Raw genomic sequence first — 24947 nt, 5'->3', positions numbered from 1 at the left:
AGCACATGCTCACTCAAAGGCACATTTAGCTCTACGGTGCCCTATCCGAAAGCCGAGCGTAAACTTGGCTACCCAACCACTTGGACACCAGCTCCCGCATCTCTGGCTTGCCCATGTAATCGGTGAACAGTTCTTCATTCAGCTCCATGCGTTCAATAAATAGTGACTCAAGGACCTGCCGAAACACGAGTTGGAACTTGTCTAGCGAGTTGACCTCGGCTGCCTTCTGCAGGGACTCGTTCTGGCTTGCGACTTCGGCGATCTGATCGAAGAACAATTGATCTGCATCGTTCAACTCGCCGCCGAAGCGCTGATTGATGAAGTCGATCAGACGCGACAGTGAGACGTGCTCCTCGCGCACCATGCCTGACCCCACCTCTCGTGGGCCGTCTAGTGGTTTGGCATAGCCCTCATTGAGGCTGATCGAGCCTTCGCTGATTTTCTGCAAGCGGTAGTAATCGAGTTCAACTTCCTCGTCGAACTGATAGCCCGGCCCGCTCTTGCGCTTAGGCAGCTTCAGCGCGAGATGGCGTAGGTAGGTGAAGAGTTTTTCCAGATCGCTGTCCTGATAGGGAATCACCTGGCTCAGGAAACCGTACAGATTGCGAAAGGCCTGCAACTTGCTGCGCCACAACTCCGCTTCGTCTTCTTCGGTGTTCTGCAACTGCACAAAGCGCGCAACCGCCAGATCAAGAATCGCATTCATCAGCTTATGGTCACCAGGGCTCTGGCGGCGCTTAGGCGCAAAGAACACATGCGCAAACTCGACAATCTCGGTTTGCCGGTAAATGCCCGAGGCATCCAGCTCGGCCTTCACCTCGTAGAGCTTGTCCGGATCGACCTGCTCACCCATCACCGAGCCGTCGTAGTATTGACGGAAGGCCTCCTGGATTTCGTCGGGATCGTTGACGAAATCGAGCACGAAGGTATCGTCCTTGAGTGGGTGGATTCGGTTCAAGCGCGACAAGGTCTGAACGGCTTGAATGCCCGCCAGCCGCTTGTCCACGTACATGGTGTGCAACAATGGCTGGTCGAAGCCGGTCTGGTATTTCTCGGCCACCAGCAGCACGCGGAATTCCGGTTTGGCGAAGGTGTCTGGCAGTTCCTTCTCCTTCAGGCCACCATTCATCTCGACTTCCGTGTATGACTTCTCCGGAATCTTGTCATCTTCTACTGTGCCTGAGAACGCCACCAGGCTCTTGATGGGGTAGCCCTTCTCCTGAATATATCGGTCGAACTCCTGCTTGTAGCGCACCGCTTCAAGTCGCGAGCCGGTCACCACCATCGCCTTGGCATGGCCGCCGATCTTGTGCCGCGTGAAGTGTTGGAAATGCTCGACCATCACTTCGGTCTTCTGGCCAATGTTGTGCGGATGCAGCCGCATGAAACGCGCCAACGCCTTGGTCGCCTTCTTGCGCTCGACGTTAGGGTCGTCCTCCGCCTTCTTGATCAGCTTGTGGTAGGTCTTGTAGGTGACGTAGCTCTTGAGCACATCCTCGATAAAGCCCTCATCGATGGCCTGGCGCATGGTGTAGCGGTGGAAGGGCTCGCCGCCCCGGCCAAAGATCGCCAATGTCTTGTGTTTGGGCGTGGCGGTGAAAGCAAAAAAGCTCATGTTCGGTTGATGGCCCCTCTTGGCCATGGAACGGAACAGTCGCTCTAGTTCGAGTTCGCCTTCCTCCTCGGCCATCTCTTGTGCCTTGCGGCGCAGCTCGGCACCGCCCAGCACACCTTTCAACTCTGTGGCCGTCTCGCCCGATTGCGAACTGTGCGCCTCGTCGATGATTACCGCGTACTTGCGCGTGGGCAGATGGCTCTTGCTACCCTCGCCACGCTCCTCACTAAGCTTAGCTAGTTGCCCGGACACGAACGGAAATTTTTGCAGCGTGGTGATGATGATCGGCACGCCGGCTTCCAGCGCTTCGGCGAGCTGGCGCGAGTCCTCGTCGATCTTCTGCACAACGCCCTGGCGGTGGTCAAACTGGTAGATCGTGTTCTGCAACTGGCGGTCGAGCACCACCCGGTCGGTGATGACCACCACGCTGTCAAACAGTCGCTCGTCGCGCTCGTTGTGCAGGCTGGACAGGCGGTGCGCCAGCCAGGCAATCGTGTTGCTCTTGCCGCTGCCGGCCGAATGCTCGACCAAGTAGTTATGCCCCACGCCCTCGCTGGCGGCGGCCGCCACCATCCGGCGCACAGCCTGCAACTGGTGGTAACGCGGAGAGATCAGGCTTTCCTTGCGCACCTTCTTGCCGTCGTCAGTGGTCTTTTCTTCCACATCGATATGCAGGAAGCGGGCGAGCAGGTCGAGCAGGCTGTCGCGCTGTAGCACCTCTTCCCACAGGTAGGCTGTCTTGTAATTGCGCCCTTCACGATCGGGCGGGTTACCAGCGCCACCGTCCATGCCCCGGTTGAACGGCAGGAAGTAAGTGGACGAACCGGCCAAGCGAGTGGCCATGTGCGCTTCTTCAGTATCCACCGCGAAGTGCACCAGCGCGCGCTTGGTGAACTCGAAGATTGGTTCACGCGGATCGCGGTCGTGGCGGTACTGGTGGATGGCATTCGCCGCCGTCTGGCCGCTCAAGGGGTTCTTGAGTTCCAGCGTCACCACCGGAATGCCGTTGACCGACAACACCACATCCAGAGACTTCTCAGACTTCCGGCTGAAATGCAATTGGCGGGTCAGACCCAGCCGGTTGGCCTGGTAGCGCGCCTCCAGCTCCGGGTTCAGGCCGTGGGCGGGGCGAAAGAAGGCTATCCGCAGTGTGCGCCCGAAGCATTTGAAACCGTGGCGCAGCGTGGCCAGGGCGCCATGGGTATCCAGCCACTTGCATAGCGACTCCAGCACGCGCGCACCGGTCTGCTCGCCGTGCAGGGCTTCCAGTTTTTCCCACACCTTGCCCTGGGTGGCACGGATGAAGGCCAGCGCCTCATCGAGGAAAATCGCGCGCTCGCGGTCGAAGCCTCTGGCATCGACCTGCGTATATCCCTCATTCAGCAAGACCGCCTCGATGGCGGTTTCGAATGCGACTTCACTGGTGCGCTTCATACGGCGGCCCTCGCTTGTTTCTTTCGTAGCCAATAGACGACCACCTGTGCGAACTCGGGCAGGTCGCCAGGCTCGCTGCCATCCCACTTGGGTAGCTCACGCGCCGGATCAACGCGGCGGCCGTCCTGCAGGCGCTGCTGAAACGCTGCGAGCACTGCCTTGCGATTGCTCACCAGGCGCGGCAGGTTCAGGTTGAGCACCGCGTTGAGGGCTTCTTCGATGGCGGCATCGTCTGCCTTGATGGTGCCATCGCCTAAAAAGCGAATCTTGTGCTCGATGGGGTGCGCCGGATCGCATACGCTGAAGCAAAGGCCGTCATTGCCCTTGCGCGTATCGCAATGCTGCTCGCGTTCGGGACGGCCGTGCCCGCCCAGACAGGCGCCGTGCAGATTGCCAAAATCGAGCTGCCGCCCGGGGTGGCTGGCCTGACATTGCCAGTGCTCGATCTTCATGCCCTCGGGCGTAGCCCGGATGCGCGACTGGCAGTAGCAGCACAGGCCGCGCTGTTCGGACACCAGCGCCTGCCGCAAAGTCGCCTTGTCGGCGTAATTGTCGTAGTCGGCATGCGGCTGCTGGCGATGCTGGGTCAAGGTGGCGGGCTCCGGCCCCTTCTGGATGGTCCGCATCTACTCGACGCCCTCCAGAAAACGGATCAGCGAACTGGCCCGGGTCAACTCAGGCTCGTCCTCGCCCAGCTTGCGTTCGAGGTCGGCAATGGCGGCACGCGCCTCGTCGAAACGCTCCTGGTCGATCAGATCGAAGAGGGCTTTCAGTTCCCCGTCTACCTCGCGGTTACGCACCGGGGCGCCCATGAACTCCTGCAGGATGCGGTTGGCATCCATGCCATAAGCCTCGGTGGGCACGGTCACGCCCACCTTGCCATCCACGAATTCGAGGAAGCGCACGCAGCGTGCCGGTACCTCGCCCAGCACCAGCGGGGAATGGGTGGTCACCACGAACTGGCAAGCCTTGAAGATGCCGCGCAGGCGTTGCAGGACATCGCGCTGCCACTTGGGATGTAGGTGCAGCTCGATCTCGTCGATCAACACCAGCCCCACGCCCTCGGCGATGGGGTTGTCACTCTCTGGGTCGGCGATGGCGAGGCGTCGGGTGAGATCGAACACCAGGGCCAGCAGGCCGCGTTCGCCATCGGAAAGCTGGTGCAGATAGAAGGGCTGGCCGCGTTTGTCCACCACGAAGCCAAGTCGCGGTTGTTCCTGGATGCGCAGGTTGCCGAACTCGGGCAGGAGTTCAACCACCACGGCGCGCAATGCGTCCAGCACCTTGAACCGGCGCGGTTCATTGGCTGCGCCCAGCTTCTCCTGGGTGCGGAACCAGTGCATGAACTCGCGCAGCTCTACTTCGCGGTCGTGCAGGGCGCGGCTATAGGCGATGGACGGGTCGAAGGGCTTGGCCTCCGGCAGGCTGCGTGGCTGGCCGGGCAACTGGCGCTTGGGCGAGAAATACACCGCCAATGGCGGATGGGAAGCATTCTTCAGGATCGCTAGCGCGGCGCGGGTTTCCTTGATGCCGACCTCCAGCTCACCGGTCAGCGTGCGGGTGCTCAGCGCGTGAGCGAAATCGGTGTCGTCGATGGCAGCTTTGGCCTGCCGCAGCAGCATGAAGCGGTCGCCCTTATCGTCCACCGCGCGCAAGCGCTGCACGCCGGCATTGATGATCTGCCCGTCGATCTGGATGCGCGCGGACACCTCCAGCAAGCCCTTGTCACCGTGGATGTCGTCATCGGTGAAGTACAGCGGCGCCGAACGCGAGGGCGTGAACTCCGGCATTGCCCGTGACAGCAGCACCGCCAGTGCATGCAGCACGGTGGACTTTCCTACGCCGTTGACACCCGCGATCAGCGTCACATCCGGCTCGAAGGCGATGTCGAGCTGCCCGAAGCCGCCGCAGTGCGCGAGCGATAGGGATTTCAGCTTCATCCGCCTAGCTCCTCCAGCAGAATCTGACCGGTAACTCCGGCCGTGATCAGCGCCGCGCGGCGTTCGATAAGCAGGCGCAGCGAGTCTCGCAGTTCGCCGCGGAGCGTCTCAAGCCGCGAATGCCTGACTGCCAGGAAATTTTGGATTGCGAGCTGCTCGCTCACCGGTGGCAAGGGAACTGGAAGCTCCTTGATGTTCGATCCAGATATGGATGCAAGGTTGGTCGACCGCTTAGCGCGGCTCTCGAAATAGCGCTTTGCCTGGATCGTCGATGTCCAAAGCGCGAGCCAATCGGAATCAACAGAATGTGGCCTGACAGCAAAGACGTGGTTCTGATGGAGGCAAGGCGAAATCTCGTCTCGCCAAACACAGCCCCTGCCGAGCTTGTCGATGTCACCTCCCTCGTTCATCAATACATCGCCATATAATAGAAGATTCGATGCAGCCTCTGAACCGGGCACCTCAACTGTCAGTACGTCGTCCAGCTTAAGGTACCCATCCTGCACGTTTGCGACACGTAGGTAGGGGTACTCCAACAATTCCCCGGAGTACTGCTTGCCCAGTGTCAATCCGCCTCGAACCTCGGCAAGCTGCTTTAGACGTTGCAAACCCCAATGCGCCGGAATCTCGCCCAGCCATTCCTGGCCGGAGGGTTTGAGCGGGACGTTGGGGTCGAGGCCGCGGGTGACGACGCGGCTGATAAGGGCGGCGCGCTTTTCTTCCAGTAGCGCCAGCATTCGCTCCTTCTCGCCGATCAGTCCGTCGATGCGGACGGTTTCGCGGTCGAGGTAGTGGGCAATACGACGCTGAACATCCAATTCCGGCAAGCGCACTCTGATGTCGCCCAAATCAGAGGCGTTGATTGCCGGATAACTGACGCCAGTCGATCTGCTTTCGACCTCCCACAGAAATCGGCTTGCACGAAGGGCGTACTTGCAGAATCGCTGGTCGAGCAAGTTCGATGGCCTGACAACGGCAAATCCTGTCGAGACAATCAAGTTGTCCGGTGGATTTTCGATTGGCGCTATGGCTTGAAGGTAGGTGCGAACCGTCGAGATGATGACATCACCATCGCGCACGATGCGACGAGCCCGGCTGGGCGCATCCTCAAAGCGGTAGTTGACGACATCGTGAACTCGCCCTTGGGAATCGACGTTGCCGATGTCGATGTAAGCCAACTCGAAATCAGAGTCGGTCGACTCTGAGAGCGCCTCGTCGTTGATCGTTGCAGCGAACTTCAGGCGTCGATCAGGGAATGGAGCAGACGGCATCACTCCGTGACCTCCCGCAGCAAATCGAGAATCCGCTTCTCAACTTCCGCAAGCTCCGCATCGATCTCATGCAGCGGGCGTGGCGGCTGGTACTGGAAGAACACGCGGTTGAAGTTGATCTCGTAGCCCACCTTGCCGATGCCGCCGTCCTGCTCGTCCAGCGTGGCACGGTCGATCCAGGCATCCGGCACGTAGGTCCGCACCTCGCGCAGCACGTAGCTGACGATGCCCTCTTTCAACGGGATGTTCTCGGCATCCTTGAGCGCCGGGTCAGGCTCGTACTCGATGTGTTTTCCCTTGCCGTCGGCGTGCAGGCCCAGCAACTCGTACAGATCATCCTTGCCGAAGTCGGCGGGGAGCGTCTGCCCTGGGAACAGAGCGGCACAGTCGAGCGGCTCGATCTTGTGGTGCTTGTCGATGACGGGCTCGGCCTCCGGATCGACCACGGTGAAGCAGTCGCGGAAGATCTTCTTTTGCGCGGTGCCCTTGCCGCCCTTGGCCCAGCCTTCGATACTTTCGGGCAGGGCCTTGAATACCTGCTGCACGGCGTCCCAGGCCTGGTTCCAGTCCAGCAGCGGCTCGGTGCCGAGGTCTTCCTGCACAGTCTGCAGCGCGTCGAACAGCTCGGGGTAGACGTTGAGGAAGCGCTCGCGCGTCTCGTCGGTGATCTGGAAGCGCAGGCGCAGCGGGCGCAGCACTGTGATGCGGCGGTACCCGAAGTCGGCGTTGTCGAAGACGCGGCTGGTCTTGCTGTCTTCCAGCGCGCCATGTTCGCGGGTGACGTCATCAAGCGCAGCCTGGTCGAGGTAGCGGCGCTTGTCGCCCAGGCTGCGCTTCATTGGTGTGTAGCGTTCGCGGGCGTCGATGAGCTGGATCTTGCCCTTGCGGTGCGCGGCCTTGCGATTGGTGACCACCCAGATGAAGGTGCCGATACCCGTGTTGTAGAACATCTGCTCGGGCAAAGCGACGATGGCCTCCAGCTGGTCACGCCCGATGATCCAGCGGCGGATGTCGCTCTCGCCGCTGCCCGCACCGCCGGTGAACAGCGGCGAGCCATTGAAGACGACGGCCGTTCGCGAGCCAGGCTTGTCGCGGCTTCCAGGCTTGTAGTCCTGGAACTTGCTCATCATGTAGAGCAGGAACAACAGAGCGCCGTCGTTGATGCGTGGCAGCTTGCCGCTGTAGCCACGGAAGTTAGGCCAGCGGTCGATGACCTTCTTCTCAGCCTTCCAGTCCACGCCGAAGGGCGGGTTGGCCAGCAGGTAGTCGAAGTGCTGCTCCGGAAAGGGGTCGTCGGTGAGGGTGTTGCCCAGCACCACCTGGCCGTCCTTGTGGCCTTTGATCAAGAGATCGGAGGCGGCCACGGCATAGGAGCGTGGGTTGTAGTCCTGCCCGAAGACCTTGACCGTGGCCTGCTCGTTGTGGGCGCGAATCCAGTTCTGCGCCTCGGCCAGCATGCCGCCCGTACCGCAAGCCGGGTCGCAGATGGTGACGATGACGCCGGCCTGGGTGAGCACGCTGGTGTCAGGTTCCAGCAGCAGGTTGACCATGAGCTGGATCACTTCGCGCGGGGTGAAGTGATCGCCCGCCGTTTCGTTGGCGGCTTCGTTGAAGCGCCGGATCAGGTCTTCGAACACCAGCCCCATGGTGATGTTGTCCACCCGCTTGGGGTGCAGGTCGATCTCGGCGAACTGGGACACCACCTGGTAGAGACGGTTGGACTCTTCGAGCTTCTCGATCTCCTTGTCGAACTCGAAGCGCTCGAAGATCTTGCGGACGTTCTCTGAGAAGCCGGCGATGTAGTCGGCCAAGTGGCGGCCGATGTTATCCGGGTCGCCCTTGAGCTTTTGGAAGTCAAGCTGGCTGTGGTTGTGAAAACCCAGCGGGGTGCCGTCCTCATCCTTGGCCAGGCTGTTGAGGATGGCGTCGATGTTCGGGATGCTCTTCGCCTTGAGCTGCTCGTACCGCTTGAGCACGGCCTCCTTGCTCGGCGCCAGCACGGCATCGAAACGGCGCAGCACGGTGAGCGGCAGCATGACGCGCTCATACTGTGGCGGACGGTAAGGTCCGCGCAGCAGGTCGGCCACCGACCAGATGAAATTTGCGAGTTGCTGAAAGTTAACGCTCATTTTTATCGAACCATCTTCTTTTTTATTTAGGCTGGCCAGTACAGCCGTTTCAACGGCACGATCCGTTTGGTTTCTGCGTCGGTACCGTCGTAATGCTCAATCAGCGCCCGTACTACGTGGTCCAGCGTCCACATCGCCAACGGAATGGAGGCGCGATCAGCTTCGTACAGGGCGTCCTTACTGAAACCGCCCGTGCTGACATACAGCCCGCGATCATCCTTGTGGCGGCCGCCGAGGAAGCTGCGGATTTCCTGGCTACCCATCTGTCCCTTGCGATGCTTGACCTCTATGACAATGCGCGGGTGTTCAAAGCCGAAGCCGTCCGGCGAGGCCACGATGTCCTTCCCACGGTCGGAGCCAGGCGGCGAAACCTGGGTCTTGTAGCCCATGGCACGCAGGATGCCGGCAACTAGCTGCTGCATGTCATCCCAGTCCAGTTCGTTGACCCGATCCTTGATGCGTTCCAGTGCCTGAGACTCGATGTCGGCCAGTGGATCGGCAATGACTTCCTCAGCCTCCTCTTCCACTGCTGGCGCCGGTTTACCTTTCAGTGCGGCCAGCACTTCGGCTGCCGCGCTGGACGGTACCTCGAAGAGGGTCAGGGTCGAACCCAGGCTATTTTTGCTGCTCGTGCCCAAGTTGTCGCGTGGCAGTTCCTGCGCTTGCCACTGCACCTTGCGCGCCAGGGGCATGCCTTGCTCAGCCCACTCGGGGTGGTGCTCGGCTGGTCCAGCTACATTGCCGATTGAGTACAAGCGATTGGCGGGCGAATAGGTGATGACCCAGTCGCCCTCTTGGATGTCGTTAACGAAGCGCCAGACCTGGGATGCGCCCGAAACCACAGTGCCTTGTTTTGCCAGGGGCTCGGCGGATTGGTACAGGGCGATCAACTGTTTGCGCCCGACACCAGGCTTGGCATGAGCCGCCAGCTGGTTCCAGCCCACGGCAGCCACGCCGCGTTCCCGAAAAGCGTCGTACAGGCTGCCGCCTTCGCCACGCACCATCCACATCCTGGCCATCGTGTTCCCTCTCATGTTCATACCCATCAATCCAACACGACCACGAACTCAGTCGCCAGTGCAGTCGGTTGGACATCCCGGACATTGCGTTGCAGCGAGACCAAACCGTAATCCGCCATCAGACGCAAGGTACGGGACAAATTCGGGACCTTTCGACCGCTGAGCTCAGCCAATTCTGTTAGTGACTTCGGCTGCTTCTCGTGGATTAGGCGTAGCAAGCGCCGGTTGTCATCTGAGAGCACGGCAGCAAGCGACGCCAACGAACTGAACCAAATCTGCGGCGTCTCATCCCTCGATCGATGAGAATGCGCGCCATCTGGTCGCTGAATGCCGACGATGCACCGTTTCATGACGAGTCCCGAGATATGCTTCCGGACTATTGTATCTGTATGTGATAATCATCGTCGACTTCAAGACGCGCCTTCCCTACCCTCGCCAGGCTTCACTTGCCCGGCAGTTTTTTGAATCCCCGGTCGCCGGCGATGAACGCCTCCAGCATGTGCGGGATCAGCGTTACCGCATCAACCGCCTCGCCATACGCCTGCGCGTGTAGCGCGGCGTAGCGATCGAGGTCGGCTTTCAGGCTGGCCGGGCAGGCGAAGGTCAGCTTGATGCTCTCGGTCTTGGGCAGCGGCCCGAGCCGTAGCTTCTTGGTCGTGCTCATCGCGAAGTCCCCCGATTGAAGAACAGCGGCTGGTACGGCCGCAGCACCAGATCCCGATTGACGATGATGCGCACCGGCAGGCCCGGTCGCTCCGTCAGGGTGGGCTGAATGTTGAGGTTGCGCCGGGTCATCTCCTGGTCGACCTGATTGATGCCGTCCTGCGCGCTGTCGCGCCCGGCGATGATGACACGATCACCGTTCTGGCGGTTCTCCGGCGCGGCCAGTTCGGCGCCGACGCCCAGCAGCGTGGTCAGCACCGCACCGGCAAAGATGCGATCCCAATGCCAATCGACGCCATCCTCCAGCCCGGCGTAGCCGGCCGGGTCAGTGCCGGCCAGGTTGTCGAGCCTGAGCGAGGACGTGTCGGGCAGGATGATCCGGTTCCAGGCGACTTGAACGCGGCTCTGCCCGTAGCTGACCTGGCTGTTGTAGCGGCCGAGGATGCGCGAACCCTGCGGAATCAGCAGGAAGCGCCCGGTGGCCGTGTCATAGACCGGCTCCGTCACTGTGGCGATCACGTCGCCGGGCAAGTCCGACTTGATGCCTGTGACCAGCGCCCCGGCGACCACCGTTCCGGCCATCACCTGATACGGCGATGCGGGCATTTGCAGGTTGCCGGAATTACGGGTTTCCGTGGTTCCGGCTTGCTGGAATTACGGGTTTCCGTGGTTCCGGCTTGCTGGAATTACGGGTTTCCGTGGTTCCAGCTTGCTGGAACGCCTCTTTCTGGTCTTGCCTGTGCTGCACGGCCGTCGGGTCGGTAGGCTGGGCCGCCGTCGAAGCCGGCCCGGCCGCCATCGGGTCGAAGGCCACATTGGCGGCGAAGCCCGGCGCGGCGGCCACCTGCGACTGCGCCACCGGTGCGGCTTGCTGGGTGCCGGTGCGGAAAAATACCGACGATGCAGCCGCTTCCTCGGCCTCCTTCAAGCGGGCCAGTCGTAGCGGAAGGTGATGGTACCGACGGGCGATACCGCCACGCACATGCCATCGCGGTCAAAAACCTTATAAATCTTGGACTTAGGCTTGAGATTGCGCAGTGTAGTGTCGGTGAGCATTGAGGGTGTTCCTCCTGTTCGTGACGGCTTTTACCGTCAGGGACCTGGAGACCCGTTGATGCTCGGAAAGCCGCATGAAACAAGCTTTCCTCAGGAGTTTTTTACCGTCAAAGACCGGTTCGGTCTCAATAGTAAACAGGAAGGTCTGGATCCGACCCTCGGGAGCTTACCGTCAGTACTGTCGCCGACCCGTTCTGCTGGCCGGCGATAGCCACCGATAGAAAACGCAACTTATCTTTTTAAGATCAACAAGTTACGTAACTTCTACCGATACCTGGCGATAGCCCCCGAAAGACGCTCCGTCATTCCCACTCAATGGTCGCCGGCGGCTTCCCCGAGATGTCATAGACAACCCGCGACACCCCCCGCAACTCATTGATGATCCGGTTGCTCACCGTACCCAGGAACTCATACGGCAGATGCGCCCAATGCGCGGTCATGAAGTCGATCGTCTCCACGGCCCGCAGCGCAATCACCCACTCATACGCCCGCGCGTCGCCCACCACACCCACCGACTTCACCGGCAGGAACACGGCAAACGCCTGGCTGGTCTTGTCGTACAGGTCCGCCTTGCGCAGCTCATCGATGAAGATCGCATCGGCCTTGGCCAGCAGCTCGGCGTATTCCGGCTTCACTTCACCCAGGATACGCACGCCCAGGCCCGGGCCCGGGAACGGATGGCGGTAGACCATGGTGCGCGGCAGGCCCAGCTCGACACCCAGGCGACGCACTTCGTCCTTGAACAGCTCGCGCAACGGCTCCACCAGGCCCAGCTTCATGTGCTCCGGCAGGCCGCCCACGTTGTGGTGGCTCTTGATCACATGCGCCTTGCCGGTCTTGCTGCCGGCCGACTCGATCACGTCCGGGTAGATGGTGCCCTGCGCCAGCCACTTGGCGTTGCTCAGCTTGTTCGACTCTTCGTCGAAGATCTCAACGAACAGGTTGCCGATGATCTTGCGCTTGGCTTCCGGGTCGCTCACGCCTTCCAGCGCAGCAAAGTAACGGTCGGCGGCATTCACGCGCACCACCTTCACGCCCATGTGCTCGGCAAACATCGCCATCACCTGGTCGCCTTCCTGCCAGCGCAGCAGGCCGGTATCCACGAACACGCAGGTCAGCTTCTCGCCGATGGCCTTGTGCAGCAGCGCGGCCACAACGGACGAATCGACGCCGCCGGACAGGCCCAGGATCACTTCGTCATCGCCCACCTGTTCGCGCACGCGGGCGATCTGGTCGTCGATGATGTTGGCGGCGGTCCACAGGGTCTGGCAGCCGCACACGTCCACCACGAAGCGGCGCAGCAGCGCCTGGCCCTGCAGGGTGTGGGTCACTTCCGGGTGGAACTGCACGCCGTACCAGCGCTTTTCTTCGTTGGCCATGGCGGCCACCGGAATGCGGTCGGTGGTGGCGGTGATGGTGAAGCCCGGCGGTGCAACGGAGACGTGGTCGCCGTGGCTCATCCAGACATTCAGCTTCGGCTCGCCGCCGTGGTCGCTCAGGCCCTTGAACAGTGCATCGGGGTGGATGACGTTAACTTCGGCATGGCCGAATTCGCGCTGGTCGGCCGCTTCGGTGGCGCCGCCCAGCTGCGCGGCCAGGGTCTGCATGCCGTAGCAGATGCCGAAGATCGGCAGGCCGCTGTCGAACACTTCCTGCGGTGCGGCCGGGGCACCGGCCACGGTGGTCGATTCCGGACCACCGGACAGGATGATGCCCTTGGCGCCAAACGCCGCGATCTCGGCCGGGTTGTGGTCCCACGCCCAGATTTCGCAGTAGACGCCCAGCTCGCGGATGCGGCGGGCGATCAGCTGCGTGTACTGCGCGCCGAAATCGAGGATCAGGATCTTGTCGTTATGGATGTTGGTCATGGCGCCCTGGCAATGCAGTAGGGAAAACGAAACTTCGAATGCTTTTTCAACAGCAGATAGAGAAAGAGGAACGGGAATCAGCTTCCTCGTTCCTCTTTGCCCGGCCCGCGTCAGGCGCGGTAGTTCGGCGGTTCCTTGGTGATCGTCACGTCATGGACGTGGCTCTCACGCTGGCCGGCGCCGCTGATCTTCACGAACTTGGGCTTGCTACGCATGTCTTCGATGGTGGCGCAGCCCACGTAGCCCATGGTGGCACGCAGGCCGCCCATCAGCTGGTGGATGATGCCGCCCACCGGGCCGCGGTACGGCACGCGGCCTTCGATGCCTTCCGGCACCAGCTTGTCGGCGGTGGCGGCGTCCTGGAAGTAGCGGTCCTTCGACCCCTTCTCCATGGCAGCCAGCGAACCCATGCCGCGGTAGCTCTTGTACGAACGGCCCTGGTACAGCTCGGTCTCGCCCGGCGATTCCTCGGTACCGGCCAGCAGGCCACCGACCATGATGGTCGAGGCACCGGCGGCCAGCGCCTTGCCGATGTCACCGGAATAGCGGATGCCGCCGTCGGCGATCAGCGGGATGCGGTCCTGCAGCGCTTCGGCCACCAGATCAATGGCGGTCACCTGCGGCACGCCGACACCGGCGACCACGCGGGTGGTGCAGATCGAACCCGGGCCGATACCGACCTTCACGGCGTCCGCGCCGCTGTCCAGCAGCGCCAGCGCGGCTTCGCCGGTGCAGATGTTGCCACCGATGACCTGCACGTGCGGGAAGTGCTTCTTCACCCAGGTCACGCGGTCCAGCACGCCCTGCGAGTGGCCGTGCGCGGTATCGACCACGATCACGTCCACGCCGGCGGCAACCAGCGCTTCCACGCGGCGGTCGGTGTCACCGCCCACGCCGACGGCAGCGCCGACCAGCAGGCGGGTCGAGACGTCCTTGGCGGCGTTGGGGTAATCGGTGTTCTTCTGGATGTCCTTGACGGTGATCAGGCCACGCAGGGCGAAATCATCGTTGACCACCAGCACCTTCTCGATGCGGTTGCGGTGCAGCAGCTGCAGCACCTCGGCGGAGGCGGCGCCTTCCTTCACCGTGACCAGGCGATCCTTCTTGGTCATGATGTGGCGGACCGGGTCGTCCAGCTCGGTTTCAAAGCGCATGTCGCGGTGGGTCACGATGCCGGCCAGCAGGCCATCGGCACCGACCACCGGCACGCCGGAGATGTTGTGCGCCTGGGTCAGGGCCAGCACGTCGCGGATGGTGGTTTCCGGGCCGACGGTGATCGGGTCGCGGATGACACCGGCCTCGAACTTCTTGACCTTGGCCACTTCCGCGGCCTGCTGTTCCAGGCTGAGATTCTTGTGGATGATGCCCATGCCGCCGAGCTGGGCCATGGCGATGGCCAGGCGGGCTTCGGTGACGGTATCCATGGCGGCGGACAGGATCGGAAGCTTCAGCTTCAGGTCTCGGGTCAACCGCGTTTCGAGGTTGACGTCCTTGGGCAGGATGGTCGAGTGAGCGGGGACGAGCGAGACGTCGTCGTAAGTGAGTGCTTCAGCCTGGATGCGCAGCATCGGCATACCCGAGATGTGGGGAAGCGCGTCATTTTACCCCTTTTTCACGTCCTGTGGGAGGGGGGAGATGCGACGCAGTGTCACGCCGGCGGCAATCGGTTCAGGGGCCCCGCGTGCCGCCTTGGGTAGATGCCAACCTTGGTTGGCAACGCCGCCAGGCGCCCGTACCCCATCCGGGGCAATGGCCACCGCCTTCACCCGCCAACCAAGGTTGGCGACTACCAGAAGCGGGTCATGTGGGCGTCGCCACAACGCAGGAACCGCCTTGGTAGATGCCAACCTTGGTTGGCAACGCCACCAGGCGTCCGTACCCCATCCGGGGCAATGGCCGCTCCCTCCACGCGCCAACCAAGGTTGGCGACTACCAGAAGCGGGTCATGCGAGTCGTTGGAACCACCCGGAAACCGCCTTGGTAGATGCCAACCTTGGTTGGCACCGCCGCCAGACGCCCGCACCCCAACAGGGGCGGGTCAGCTCAGGGCTTCCGCCGCTTCCAGGGTGTTCTGCATCAGCGTGGCCACGGTCATCGGGCCCACGCCGCCCGGCACCGGGGTGATCCAGCTGGCGCGCTGGGCCGCCGCCTCGAAGCCGACGTCGCCCACCAGGCGGCCGTCGTCCAGGCGGTTGATGCCCACGTCGATCACCACCGCGCCCGGCTTGACCCACTCACCCGGCACGATGCCCGGGCGGCCCACGGCCACCACCAGGATGTCGGCGTTGCGCACGGCCTGTTCCAGCACGTCCTTGGGGGTGAACTTGTGGCAGCTGGTCACGGTGCAGCCGGCAATCAGCAGTTCCAGGCCCATCGGTCGGCCCACGTGGTTGCTCACGCCGACGATGGTCGCGTTGCGGCCGCGCACCGGCTGGTCGGTGTGCCCCAGCAACGTGGTGATGCCGCGCGGGGTGCAGGGGCGCAGGCCGAATTCACGCAGGGCCAGATGGCCGACGTTTTCCGGGTGGAAGCCGTCCACGTCCTTGCGCGGGTCGATGCGCTGGATCAGGCGGCGCGCATCGGGAATACCCGGCAGCGGCAGCTGGATCAGGATGCCGTTGATCTTCGGATCGGCATTGAGCCGGTCGATCAGGTCGAGCAGCTCAGCTTCGGTGGTGCCGGCCGGCAGGTCGTAATCGTGTGCTTCGATGCCGACCTTTTCAGCCGCGCGGCGCTTGTTGCGCACGTACACGGTCGAGGCCGGGTCACCGCCCACCAGCACCACGGCCAGGCCGGGGCGGCTGCCGCCGGCGGCCACGCGCGCGTCAACCCGCACCTTCAGGCTGTCGAGCAGATCCTCGGCAATGCGGCGGCCATCAAGGATGCGGGCAGGATGCGGGGCAGCGGTAGCGTTCATCGAATGCGGGGGCGTGGGGGCGGCGGGACGCTATTGTCCCCGATTCAGGCCCCCTCGCCCACCGCCAATGCGGCCGTCCGCTGCGCCCACCCGGCATGGCCCGGTGCTGCCCGCCTGCGGGCCGGCCCCTGCCCGGCGATCCGTCACTCCTCTTCTTCCGGCACATCCTGCGGGTTCAGGGTGCGGCTGGCGCGCTTGGGCGCGGTGAACGGGGTCGGTGTCGGCACGCCCTGCGCGCTGTTGCCATAGACCATCTTGGCGCCGGCACTCAGCCCGCCACCGGCCATTTCCAGTTCGAACCGCTCGGCATCGCGGCGGCGGATCTGCTCGGAAATCTCCAGCGCGTCGTCCTCATCGGCGCCCAGCTCGATCAGCGCAGCCTGGCCGAACAGCACGGCCGATTCGAACGTTTCGCGGATCTGGAAATCGACGCCGGCATGGATCAGGCGCAGCGAATGCTCGCGGTCGAACGAACGCACCAGCAGCTTGGCCTGCGGGAATTCGTGGGCCACCAGTTCCACGATGCGGTCGGCGGCATCGGCCTTGTCCACGCACACGGCAATGGCCCGGGCGGTCGCCGCGCCGGAGGCATGCAGCACGTCCAGGCGGGTGCCATCGCCGTAATAGATCTTGAAGCCGAAGCGCCCGGCGCTCTGGATCATCTCCACATCGTTGTCGATGATGGTCACGTCCACATCGCGCGCCAGCAGTGCCTGGCTGGCCACCTGGCCGAAGCGGCCGAAGCCGATCACCAGCACGCTGCCGGACAGGCCATCGGCCTCGTCCACATCCGCCAGGTCGACCACCGGCTTGGGCGCAACGCGCTTGTAGACCAGCACCACCAGCGGGGTCAGGGCCATCGACAGCACCACCACGGCGGTGAAGTTGGCATTGATGTCCATGTCGATCACGCCGGCCGACGCGGCCGCCGAGAACAGCACGAAGGCGAATTCGCCGCCCTGCGCCATCAGCACGCCACGGTCCAGCGCCTGCGCGTGGTCGCTGCCCATGATGCGCGCCACCACGTAGATGCACAGCGCCTTGGCCGCCATCAGCGCGACCACCAGCCCGGCGATCAGCGGCCAGTTGCCGGCCACCACGCCCAGGTCCAGCGCCATGCCCACGCTGAGGAAGAACAGGCCCAGCAGGATGCCGCGGAACGGCTCGATGTCCGCTTCGATCTGGTGGCGGAAGGTCGATTCACTCAGCAGCACGCCGGCCAGGAAGGCGCCCATTGCCATCGACAGGCCCGACAGCTGCATCAGCAGCGCTGCACCCAGTACCACCAGCAGCGCCGCGGCGGTCATCACTTCGCGCGCTTTGGCCGCGGCCAGCACACGGAACAGCGGGTTGAGCAGGAAGCGGCCGACCAGCACCAGGCCGACAATCGCACCGGCACCGATGGCCACTGCTTCCCAGCGCGAGCCCGCGCCATCGATGCTGTCCGCCCCCGGTGCCATGAAGGCGACCAGGGCCAGCAGCGGCACGATCAGCAGGTCCTCGAACAGCAGGATGGAGACGATCTTCTGCCCCGACGGCAGCGCGATGTCACCGCGCTCGGCCAGCAGCTGCATCACCACCGCGGTGGAAGTGAGCACGAAGCCGGTGGCGCCGATGAAGGCGACCTGCCACGGCAGGCCGAACAGCTTGGCGATGCTGGTCAGCACCAGCGCACAGGTGACGATCTGCAGCGTGCCCAGCCCGAAGATTTCCTTGCGCAGGCTCCACAGGTGCGAGGGCCGCATTTCCAGGCCGATGACGAACAGGAACATCACCACGCCCAGTTCGGCGGTATGCAGGATCGCCTGCGGGTCGGAGAACCAGCCCAGCCCGAACGGTCCGATCGCCAGCCCGGCGGCGAAATAGCCCAGCACCGAGCCCAGCCCTGCGCGACGGAACAGCGGCACCATCACCACTGCTGCGCCCAACAGGGCGACGACCTTGACCAGCTCGCTGGTCGCTGCTTCTACCGCCATGCGGTGTGTTCCCCGAAACCGAAATCGGCCTCAACCATAGAACATCACCGATGACGGCAATAGCGGGGGCGCTGCGTTGGCTTGTGCCATAAACAGAACAATATGGCATTCCGCCCCCGGCATCATTCCGAAATCCGGCACGGTAGTGCCGCGCCATGCCTGGCTGCGCCTCACCCGCCCCGGCAGAACGCGGCGTAGTCGATATACCCCGGGAACGGCACGCCCGGCGCGCACACCGGGCACTGCGGGTCCGGGCGGATGCGGGTTTCGCGGAAACGCATGCCGAGTGCATCGAAGCGCAGCAGCCGGCCGGTCAGCGGCGTGCCGATGCCCAGCAGCAGCTTCAGCACCTCGGTCGCCTGCAGCATCCCCGCCAGGCCCGGCAACACGCCCAGCACGCCGGCCTCGGAACAGTTCGGCGCGAATTCCGGCGGCGGCGGCTCCGGGAACAGGCAGCGGTAGCACGGTGCCGCGCCGCGCTGGCGGCCGGCGTCAAACACGCTTGCCTGGCCGTCAAAGCGCTCGATGGCGGCATACACCAATGGCCTGGCGTGCTTGATGCAGGCATCGTTGAGCAGGTAACGCAGCGGGAAGTTGTCCGAGCCGTCCAGCACCACATCCACGCCCTCCATCAGGCGGTCGATGTTGTCCGAACTGACCCGCTCGGCCACGGCCTCCACGTCGATGGCCGGGTTCAGCGCCAGCAGGCGTTCGCGGGCCGAATCGACCTTCAACTGGCCGATGCTGGCATCGGTATGGATGATCTGCCGGTGCAGGTTGCTGCGCTCCACGCGGTCATGGTCGGCCAGGCGCAGGTGCCCGATCCCGGCCGCGGCCAGGTAGAAGCTGGCGGGCGCGCCCAGCCCGCCGGCACCAAGCACCAGCACCCGCGCGTTCTGCAGCGTGCGCTGGCCTGCCTCGCCCACCTGCGGCAGCAGCAGGTGCCGCGCGTAACGATCGAAGAAGTCCTGTTCGGCCGGGCTGGACAGCGGCTGCACCAGCGGCAGGCCGGCTTCGCGCCAGGCCACGGTGCCGCCGGCCACCGAGGCCACCGCCACGTACCCCGCCTGCGCCAGCGCCAGCGCCGCGTCGGCCGAGCGCTTGCCGGTCTGGCAGATCAGCAGGATCTCCTGCCCCGGGCGCGGCAGGTGCGCGGCCGGGTCGGCCTGCAGCTCGCCCTTGGCCACGCCGCGGGCACCTTCGGCCATGCCGCTCGCCCGTTCGTGCGCCTCGCGTACATCGATCAGCACCGCGCCATGGGCCACGCGTTCACGCGCCTGCGCGGGGGAAAGCTCTTGAATGCTCATCGGCCGATTATCGCCCAGGCGGCACGCCAGGGCGGCGTCCGCCCCACCCGTAGAACCCTCTGCCACGGACCACGCATTGACATATCGGAAAATTCCGATATCTTGCCCACATGGACCTGCTCGATGTCTTCAAAGCCCTCTCCAACCGCACGCGCCTGGACATCCTCAAGGGGTTGAAGGACCCGGAGAAGCACTTCCCGCCACAGGACGAAGGCGACGTGCATACCGTGGGGGTCTGTGTGAGCAGCATCCATGAAGGCGTCGGCCTGTCGCAGTCGACGGTGTCGGACTATCTGGCCACGCTGCAGCGGGCCGGCCTGGTCGAGGTCCGGCGCATCGGCCAGTGGACCTATTACAAGCGCAACGAAGCCACCATCCAGGCACTGGCCGCGATCATCGGCAAGGACCTGTAAGGGCTAACCGTGTTTTTTCACCACACCAATATATCGATATTTCCCGATATTCCATTTTATCGAAACAAAGGAACCTTGATGAAAGCCATGGTGCTGACCGCCTTCGGCGGCCCCGACGCCTTTTCACTGCAGGACGTGCCCCTGCCCGTCCCCGCCGCCGGCGAGGTGCGGGTGCGCGTGCAGGCCACCTCGATCAATCCCCTGGATTACCAGGTGCGCCGGGGCGACTACGCGGACCTCATGCCCCTGCCAGGCATCACCGGCCATGATGTCTCCGGCATCGTCGATGCCATCGGCCCGGGGGTGACCGCCTTCGCGCCTGGCGATGCCGTCTGGTACACGCCACAGATCTTCGATGGCCCAGGCAGTTATGCCGAATACCACGTGGCCGCCGAGCACATCGTGGGCCACAAACCGCCGTCGTTGACCCACCTGGAGGCTGCCAGCCTCACCCTGGTCGGTGGCACGGCCTGGGAGGCGCTGGTCGGCCGGGCAGCGCTGCGTGTGGGTGAGAGCGTGCTCATCCACGGCGGTGCCGGCGGCGTAGGCCACGTCGCCATCCAGCTGGCCAAAGCGATCGGTGCCCGGGTCTTGACCACCGCGCGGGCCGCCAATGCCGCCTTCGTGCGCGCGCTGGGCGCCGATGGGGTGATCGATTACGAGCAGGAGGATTACGTGGCGGCGGTGCAGCGCCTGACCGGTGGCCGGGGCGTGGATGTGGTGCTGGACACCATCGGCGGTGACACGCTGGCGCGCAGTGCCGAGATCCTGGCCCAGCTCGGCCGGGTGGTCAGCATCGTGGACATCGCCCAGCCGCAGAACCTGATTCATGCGTGGGGGCGCAATGCCAGCTACCACTTCGTGTTCACCCGGCAGAACCGCGGCAAGCTGGATGAGTTGAGCGCGCTGGTCGAACGCGGCCAGCTGCGGCCCCACGTCGGTGCGGTGTATCCGCTGGCGGAGATCGGCCAGGCCCATGCGCGGCTGGAAAGTCCCGGCAACGGGCTGCTGGGCAAGATCGCCATCGCGGTCGGGCCGCTGGCGTCGCTCCGAGCGGAGGTGGATGGGGGATGACGCGCTGGCGCAGCGCGGGATCTCCAGGCAGCGCGCAACGAAAAAGGCGGCCTGCGGCCGCCTTTTCGTGGATCACTTGCCCTTGACGTGCTTCATCAAGCGTCGCTTGGCCTTGACCTGCCGTTCGGTGAGCACGTTCTTCTTGCCCTCGTACGGGTTGGCGCCTTCGCGGAAGATGAAGCTCACCGGGGTGCCGATCAGCTTGAAGCGCTTGCGGAAGAAGTTCTCCAGGTAGCGCTTGTACGATTCCTGCAGTTCCTTCAGGCGCGTGCCGTGCACGATGAAGGTCGGCGGGTTGGCGCCGGCCGGGTGCACGTAACGCAGCTTGGAGACGTGGCCGCGGATGGTCGGCGGCGGGTTGGTCTCGTAGGCCACTTCCAGCGCCTTGTTCACTTCGCTGGTGGTGAAGGTCTTGTTGGCCGAGTCATGCGCACGGTGCACGGCACGGAACAGCTCGCGCAGGCCCGAACCGTGCTTGGCCGAGATGCGCACCACTTCGGCCCACGGTACGAAGCCCAGCTTCAGCGACAGCAGCGTTTCAGCCTGCTCGCGCTGGTACTCGGTCAGCCCGTCCCACTTGTTGATGGCGATCACCAGCGCACGGCCGGCGTCGAGCACCGCACCCAGCACGGTGGCGTCCTGGTCGGTCACGCCTTCGGTGGCATCGAGCATCAGCACGGCCACCTGGCACTGCTCGATGGACTGCATGGTCTTGACCACCGAGAACTTCTCGACGACCTCGTCCACGCGCGAACGGCGGCGCAGGCCTGCGGTATCGATCAGGCGGTAGTCGCGACCGTCACGCTCCAGGTCCACGGCGATCGAATCGCGGGTGGTGCCCGGCACGTCCGAGGCGATCATGCGTTCTTCGCCGAGGATGCGGTTGACCAGCGTGGACTTGCCCACGTTGGGCCGGCCGACGAAGGCGATGCGGATGCGGTTGGGGTCGTTGTCCAGTTCCTCGCCGCTGCCCTCTTCCGGCAGCCGCTGGATCACTTCATCCAGCAGGTCGTCCAGACCCTGGCGATGGGCGGCCGACACGGTCAGCATTTCAGCGAAGCCGTAACGGGCGAACTCCGAACGGACGCTGTCCTCGTCGGTGCCGTCGATCTTGTTGATCAGCAGCAGCGTCGGGCGCGACAGCTTGCGCAGCCAGGCCAGGATCTCGTCGTCCATCGCCGAGGTGCCTTCGCGGGCATCGACAACGAACAGGATCAGATCGGCTTCAGCGGCAGCGGCACGGGCCTGGCGCGTGGTGGCGCCCGCCAGGCCTTCCTCTTCCTCGGCGATACCGCCGGTGTCCACGACGAGGAAGTGGTTGTCCTCGTCGAGGCGGCAGACGCCGTAGTTGCGGTCGCGGGTGACGCCGGGCTGGTCATGGACCAGGGCGTCACGCGTGCGGGTCAAAGCATTGAAGATGGTCGACTTGCCGACATTCGGCCGTCCAACCAGGGCGACCAAAGGCAGCATCGCGATTACTCCGTATTAATTTGCCAACCGGAAGGCGGTCAGCTTGCCATCCACGTTCTGCACCAGCAGTACTCCGTCGGCGACGACCGGCTGGGCCAGCACGGCATCACCGCCGCTCTTGGCCCGTGCCGCGAAGGCGCCATCGGAAGCCTTCAACCAGTGCACGAATCCCTTGTAATCAGCGACGACCACATAGTCGCCCTGCAGCACCGGGCCGGTGACCGAGCGACGGGCCAGCCCGTCCTGCGACCACATGGCCGAACCGCTGGGCTTGTCCAGCCCGAACACGCCACCCTTGCTGTCGGTGACGAAGACCAGGGCCGAGGATACGGCAACGCCACCGGCGCCGCCGTGGTCACGCGCCCACATCGGGCGGCCACTCGGGCCTTCGATGGCCATGGTCTGGTTCTTGAAGCTGCTCACATACAGCGTGGTGCCATCCAGGACCGGGGCGCCATCGACGTCGGCCATGCGCTCCAGCTCGGTGCGGCCTTCGGGGCTGCCGACATTCTGTTCCCACACCGTGCGGCCGTCGGCCATCGCCAGCGAGGTCACCGAGCCGTCATCGCGGCCGATGAACAGCACGCCCGGGCCCGCCACCACCGGCGCGTTGCCGCGCACGGTCAGCGCCGGCAGTTCGCTGGGGTTGAACCACTTCTGGGTGCCGTTGCTGGCATCGAAGGCGGTGATGCGGCCATCGTTGCTGCGCACGAACACGGTGCCCTGGGCGACCGCCGGGGCGGCGATCACTTCACCCGGCACGCGGGCGCGCCACTTCTCGCTGCCATCGTTGATGTCCAGCGCGATCACCTGGCCGTCGAGCGTACCGACCACCACCAGGTTCTCACCCACGCCCGGGCCACCGGAAATACGCAGCTTGGGCTTCTTCTTTTCCTTGGTCGGCTCCCAGGTCCAGACCTTCTTGCCGGTCTGCAGGTCCAGGGCATGCACGCCACCGGTGATGGCCGCGGCGAACACATGGCCATTGGCCACGACCGGCCCCTGGCGCACGCCGATGCGGCGCTCGCCCTTGCCCAGGTTCGCGGTCCAGATCTTGTCGACCTTCGCCGAGGGTTCGAACTTCACCAGTTCGACCGGTTCCTGCGCCTTCTTGGCGGCCGCGTCCTTGCCGGCGAACCAGCCCTTGACGGTGCTGCAGCCCGACAGGGCCAGGCCCAGCACGAGCACGGTGGCGACGCGCTTCATCATGACCATCTGATTCATCAAACCGACTCCGCAGGGGTGGCCGCGACAGTGCCGCCGGCATCCATGACCTTGATTTCCAGCAGGCGCCGCTGCGGCGCTGCCACGTCCAGCGTCTTGAGCGCCTTCTCGTACTGCTCGCGGGCAGCATCACGCTTGCCCTGCGCCATCAGCGCATCGCCATGGATTTCCAGGGTGCTGCTGTCGGTGGCGCTGCCCAGCAGCTTGACCGCTTCCTCACCCTTGCCGGTCGCCACCAGCAGGCGGGCGATGCGCAGGTCGACCACGCGCTTGAGATCGCCTTCGACCTTCAGGGCGCGCAGGGTAGCCAGCGCTTCTTCGTTCTTGCCGGCATCGACCTGGGCCTTGGCCAGCTGCAGGGCGGCCAGGTCACCGTAGATGCCGGTGCTGCCGTCCAGCGCCTTCACGGCCTTGGCAGCATCATCCAGCTTGTTCTGCTGCAGGCCGGTCAGGGCCTTCTGGTATTCCACGTTGGCCAGGGCCAGCTTGTCGCCCTGATCCTTCTGCCACCACTGCCAGCCGGCAATGGCACCGATGGCGATCACTACGCCACCCAGGATGCTGGCGCCATTCTTCCGCAGCCAGCTGCGGACACGTTCACTTTGTTCGTGCTCGTCGAGCAGATCGTCGATCGCCATGCGTACTCTCGCCCCGCCCATCGGGAGGGACCATTGGGATTATCGAAGGTGGAAAACCGCGTCTCAGTGCGAAACCGGGACAACGGAGCCTTCAGAGGATACCTGAAAGCGGGCCACGTTGGCTCGCTGGTAAGGCGCCAGATCGACCTTACTGCCGTTCTGCTGAACCTCGACCACGGTGGCATTGCCCAGCACCATGCGGCCAACCTGGCCGGGGCTGAAGCTGCGGGTCTGGCCCGCCTTGATCAGCGCCTTCTCCACCGTACTGCCATCGGGGGCGGTGATGTCCACCCAGCTGTCGCCGCTGAAACTCAGCTCCAGCGATGCCGCCGCCGGGGCGGCCGGGCGCGGGACAGGGGTCAGCGAGGCGATGTACGGGGCCGGGGCCGGCTTGGCGGCGGCCGGTTCAGCAACGGCGGTCGGCGCGGTACCGGCCTCGCTGGGCGGCGTCACCGGCACGGTGGCCGGGATCACGTCCAGCGATGCGGTACTCGGGGCTGGCGCGCTGCCATCGAAATGCCCCCGGGTGGCAAACCACACCGGCACGGCCAGCACGGCGGTGATGCCCACATACAGGGCCCGCCGTCCGAGGTTTTCGGCGATGCGGCGCGCCCGCGGGGTATGGGTATGGCTGACCAGGGTCGGCGGCACCACCGGGCCGACCTGGGCCTGGGCCAGCACTTCGCGTTCATCGACCCCCAGCAGCTTGGCATAGCTGCGCAGCTGGCCACGAACGAAGACCGGCGCGCCCAGGCGCTGCCACTGTTCCTCTTCCAGTGAACGGACGACCTGTACCGGCATGCGCAGGCGCTGCCCGACATCGTCCAGGGTCAGTCCGGCCGCCTCGCGCGCCTGGCGCAGGCGTTGGCCACAACCGGCGGCAGTCTCAAAGGCGCTCACAGTCTGGTCATCAATCACAATGCTTCAACCCCG

General features: G+C 64.3%; 19 protein-coding genes and 2 pseudogenes. 2 read left to right on the top strand and 19 right to left on the bottom strand.

The window, feature by feature from the left end; translation table 11 throughout:
- Positions 1-31: 31 nt before the first annotated feature.
- The 15 genes and pseudogenes from Q9R17_RS17265 to moeB all read right to left on the bottom strand — a co-directional run bounded on the left by Q9R17_RS17265 (position 32) and on the right by moeB (position 19195).
- Entirely contained in the window at positions 32-3049 is a 3018-nt protein-coding gene (locus Q9R17_RS17265; RefSeq protein ID WP_308155806.1) for a type I restriction endonuclease, read from the bottom strand.
- Complete coding sequence (locus Q9R17_RS17260; RefSeq protein ID WP_308155805.1) at positions 3046-3675, bottom strand: hypothetical protein; 630 nt, start codon at positions 3673-3675, stop codon at positions 3046-3048. The genes Q9R17_RS17265 and Q9R17_RS17260 overlap by 4 nt, the downstream gene beginning before the upstream one ends.
- Complete coding sequence (locus tag Q9R17_RS17255; protein ID WP_308155804.1) at positions 3676-4989, bottom strand: AAA family ATPase; 1314 nt, start codon at positions 4987-4989, stop codon at positions 3676-3678. It abuts the gene before it with no gap.
- Entirely contained in the window at positions 4986-6260 is a 1275-nt protein-coding gene (locus Q9R17_RS17250; RefSeq protein ID WP_308158369.1) for a restriction endonuclease subunit S, read from the bottom strand. Before Q9R17_RS17250 ends, Q9R17_RS17255 begins: the two co-directional genes overlap by 4 nt.
- Positions 6260-8389, bottom strand: coding sequence for a class I SAM-dependent DNA methyltransferase (locus Q9R17_RS17245; RefSeq protein ID WP_308155803.1), 2130 nt, complete (start codon positions 8387-8389; stop codon positions 6260-6262). Before Q9R17_RS17245 ends, Q9R17_RS17250 begins: the two co-directional genes overlap by 1 nt.
- Positions 8390-8415: 26 nt before the next feature.
- On the bottom strand, positions 8416-9408 hold the full coding sequence (locus Q9R17_RS17240; protein WP_343238803.1) for a restriction endonuclease: 993 nt from the start codon (positions 9406-9408) through the stop codon (positions 8416-8418).
- Between the two features lie 26 nt (positions 9409-9434).
- Positions 9435-9758 (bottom strand): helix-turn-helix domain-containing protein, encoded by a 324-nt coding sequence (locus Q9R17_RS17235; RefSeq protein WP_308155801.1) that lies wholly within the window; start codon positions 9756-9758, stop codon positions 9435-9437.
- Between the two features lie 92 nt (positions 9759-9850).
- Positions 9851-10072 carry a DUF2274 domain-containing protein gene (locus Q9R17_RS17230; RefSeq protein ID WP_308155800.1) on the bottom strand — a complete coding sequence of 74 codons (222 nt, stop codon included), beginning with the start codon at positions 10070-10072 and terminating at the stop codon, positions 9851-9853.
- Positions 10069-10996: pseudogene (locus tag Q9R17_RS17225) on the bottom strand (TrbI/VirB10 family protein); the annotation flags it as partial. The gene Q9R17_RS17230 and the pseudogene Q9R17_RS17225, both read right to left, overlap by 4 nt.
- An 8-nt stretch (positions 10997-11004) precedes the next feature.
- Positions 11005-11127 (bottom strand): annotated as a pseudogene (locus tag Q9R17_RS17220) (Arm DNA-binding domain-containing protein); the annotation flags it as partial.
- Between the two features lie 302 nt (positions 11128-11429).
- Entirely contained in the window at positions 11430-12995 is a 1566-nt protein-coding gene (gene guaA / locus Q9R17_RS17215) for a glutamine-hydrolyzing GMP synthase (RefSeq protein ID WP_308155799.1), read from the bottom strand.
- Between the two features lie 110 nt (positions 12996-13105).
- Complete coding sequence (gene guaB, locus Q9R17_RS17210) at positions 13106-14563, bottom strand: IMP dehydrogenase (RefSeq protein ID WP_308155798.1); 1458 nt, start codon at positions 14561-14563, stop codon at positions 13106-13108.
- A 470-nt stretch (positions 14564-15033) separates the two neighbouring features.
- The gene (folD, locus tag Q9R17_RS17205; protein WP_308155797.1) at positions 15034-15912 is read right to left on the bottom strand and encodes a bifunctional methylenetetrahydrofolate dehydrogenase/methenyltetrahydrofolate cyclohydrolase FolD; all 879 of its coding nucleotides are present in this window, start codon (positions 15910-15912) and stop codon (positions 15034-15036) included.
- Between the two features lie 143 nt (positions 15913-16055).
- Positions 16056-17888 (bottom strand): monovalent cation:proton antiporter-2 (CPA2) family protein, encoded by a 1833-nt coding sequence (locus Q9R17_RS17200; RefSeq protein WP_308155796.1) that lies wholly within the window; start codon positions 17886-17888, stop codon positions 16056-16058.
- A gap of 170 nt (positions 17889-18058) precedes the next feature.
- Complete coding sequence (moeB, locus tag Q9R17_RS17195; protein WP_308155795.1) at positions 18059-19195, bottom strand: molybdopterin-synthase adenylyltransferase MoeB; 1137 nt, start codon at positions 19193-19195, stop codon at positions 18059-18061.
- Between the two features lie 110 nt (positions 19196-19305).
- On the opposite strand from moeB, the gene Q9R17_RS17190 reads away from it, so the two are divergent.
- Positions 19306-19608: a metalloregulator ArsR/SmtB family transcription factor gene (locus Q9R17_RS17190; RefSeq protein WP_308155794.1), complete on the top strand. Its 303-nt coding sequence runs from the start codon at positions 19306-19308 to the stop codon at positions 19606-19608.
- A gap of 78 nt (positions 19609-19686) precedes the next feature.
- Positions 19687-20682: a zinc-dependent alcohol dehydrogenase family protein gene (locus Q9R17_RS17185; RefSeq protein ID WP_308155793.1), complete on the top strand. Its 996-nt coding sequence runs from the start codon at positions 19687-19689 to the stop codon at positions 20680-20682.
- Positions 20683-20754: 72 nt separating this feature from the next.
- Here Q9R17_RS17185 and der read toward each other — a convergent pair whose 3' ends face one another.
- From der to Q9R17_RS17165, 4 genes are all read right to left on the bottom strand, one after another.
- A complete protein-coding gene (der, locus tag Q9R17_RS17180; RefSeq protein WP_308155792.1) occupies positions 20755-22152 on the bottom strand; it encodes a ribosome biogenesis GTPase Der in 1398 nt (465 codons plus the stop codon).
- A gap of 15 nt (positions 22153-22167) precedes the next feature.
- A complete protein-coding gene (gene bamB, locus Q9R17_RS17175) occupies positions 22168-23376 on the bottom strand; it encodes an outer membrane protein assembly factor BamB (RefSeq protein WP_308155791.1) in 1209 nt (402 codons plus the stop codon).
- Complete coding sequence (locus Q9R17_RS17170; protein WP_308155790.1) at positions 23376-24014, bottom strand: tetratricopeptide repeat protein; 639 nt, start codon at positions 24012-24014, stop codon at positions 23376-23378. The genes bamB and Q9R17_RS17170 overlap by 1 nt, the downstream gene beginning before the upstream one ends.
- Positions 24015-24077: 63 nt before the next feature.
- On the bottom strand, positions 24078-24932 hold the full coding sequence (locus Q9R17_RS17165) for a RodZ domain-containing protein (protein ID WP_308155789.1): 855 nt from the start codon (positions 24930-24932) through the stop codon (positions 24078-24080).
- Positions 24933-24947: the final 15 nt, after the last annotated feature.

The sequence above is a fragment of the Stenotrophomonas sp. 24(2023) genome (assembly GCF_030913365.1).
In the GTDB taxonomy this organism is placed as follows: domain Bacteria; phylum Pseudomonadota; class Gammaproteobacteria; order Xanthomonadales; family Xanthomonadaceae; genus Stenotrophomonas.
This window is presented reverse-complemented; position numbering and strand designations above follow the sequence as displayed.